Below are 1,882 nucleotides of genomic sequence, written 5' to 3'. Positions count from 1 at the left end.
GATTTAAATTTTATTGATGTTAGTAATATTACTAATATGACTTCCTTATTCTCTTTTCAAGAGTTGAAATTTAATATTAGTAATTGGGATGTTTCTAAAGTAACCAGTACTAGTTATATGTTTGCTTTAGCCGATAATTTTAATTGTGATTTGAGTAATTGGAATGTTTCAAATGTGATAGATATGACGGCAATGTTTGCTGGGGCAATAAATTTTAATAGTGATATAAGTTGTTGGAATGTCTCTAATGTTAAAGATATGATGGCAATGTTTACTTTAGCTATAAATTTTAATAGTGATCTAAGTAAATGGGATATTTCAAATGTAAGCACAATGAACGAAATGTTTGCTGGAGCTGAAAATTTTAATGGTGATTTAAGTAATTGGGATGTTTCAAATGTAATAGATATGACATCTATGTTTGCACAAGCTGAATTATTTTATAGCGATTTAAGTAAATGGGATGTGTCTAGCGTAAAAAGCATGGAATCTATGTTCCAAGAAGCAAAAAACTTTAATAGTGATTTAAGTAAGTGGGATGTATCTAATGTTACAAACATGAAATCTATGTTTAACAAAGCTTCTTGGTTTAATAGTGATTTAAGTAACTGGGATGTTTCTCAAGTTACAGATATGTCTAATATGTTCAATGAAGCAACTTTATTTAATAGTGACTTAAGCAATTGGGATGTTTCTCAAGTTACAGATATGTCTCATATGTTCAATAAAAATCTTTTATTTAACAGTGATTTAAGTAACTGGAATGTTTCTAATGTAACTAATATGAAGTCCATGTTTAAGCTGGCTAAATGTTTTTGTAGTGATTTAAGTAAGTGGGAGGTTTCTAAAGTTGTTGACATGTCAGACATGTTTAACCAAGCTTTTTTATTTAATAGTGATTTGAGTAAATGGGATGTTTCACAGGTTACTGACATGTCAAATATGTTTAGTAATGCAATTTTATTCCATAGTGATTTAAGTCAATGGAATGTTTCTAAAGTAAGAAATATGAAATCTATGTTCAATAAAGTGGCTTTATTTGATAGTGATTTGAGTAATTGGGATGTTTCTCAAGTAAAAGATATGTCTTTTATGTTCAATGAAGTACCTTTGTTTAAAAGTGATTTAAGTAGATGGAATGTTTCTAAGGTTACAAATATGCATGGTATGTTTCAGCTAGCTAGCAGTTTTGAAAGTGACTTAAGTAATTGGGATGTTTCGCAAGTTACTGATATGGGATCTATGTTTAATGAAGCAGCCTTATTTAGTAGTGACTTGAGTAAGTGGAATGTCTCAAAAGTAAAAGATATGAGTCAAATGTTTAGATTAGCTGGATTATTTTATAGCGATTTAAGTAAGTGGGATGTATCTTCTGTTAAGTATATGAACAGCATGTTCAATCAAGCAAAATCATTTGTTAGTGATTTAAGTCGCTGGAATGTTGGAAATGTAATAAACATGCGTAGCATGTTTAGAAAAACAGACTTCTTTTATAGTGATCTAAGCAATTGGAATGTTTCAAAAGTTACTGATATGGCATTTATGTTTGATGGAGCGCTATTATTTAAAAGTAATTTAAGTAGATGGGATGTTTCAAAAGTTAAAGATATGTTAGCAATGTTTCAAAATGCTAAAAGTTTTAATGGTGATTTGAGTAAATGGAACGTTGCAAATGTAACAAATATGTCATATATGTTCAATATAGCTGAAAAATTTAATAGTGATTTGAGTTGTTGGAATGTTGCAAATGTAACAGATATGTCATACATGTTTTGTAGAGCTGAAAAATTTAATAGTGACTTGAGTAATTGGAATGTTGCAAATGTAACAAATATGGAGGGTATGTTTAAATCTGCGAAAAGATTTAATAGTAATTTAAGTA

At 29.0% G+C, this 1,882-nt stretch carries 1 protein-coding gene; it reads left to right on the top strand.

What is annotated here, in order from left to right:
• Window positions 1-36: 36 nt before the first annotated feature.
• Window positions 37-1,882: BspA family leucine-rich repeat surface protein (locus tag CKF59_RS06800; RefSeq protein ID WP_119535187.1), on the top strand; the 1,846-nt coding region annotated here is incomplete at its 3' end.

This window comes from Psittacicella gerlachiana (assembly GCF_003585965.1).
GTDB classification, from domain to species: domain Bacteria; phylum Pseudomonadota; class Gammaproteobacteria; order Enterobacterales; family Psittacicellaceae; genus Psittacicella; species Psittacicella gerlachiana.
The sequence above is the reverse complement of the archived record's forward strand: the minus strand, read 5'-3'. Positions and strand labels throughout refer to the sequence as shown.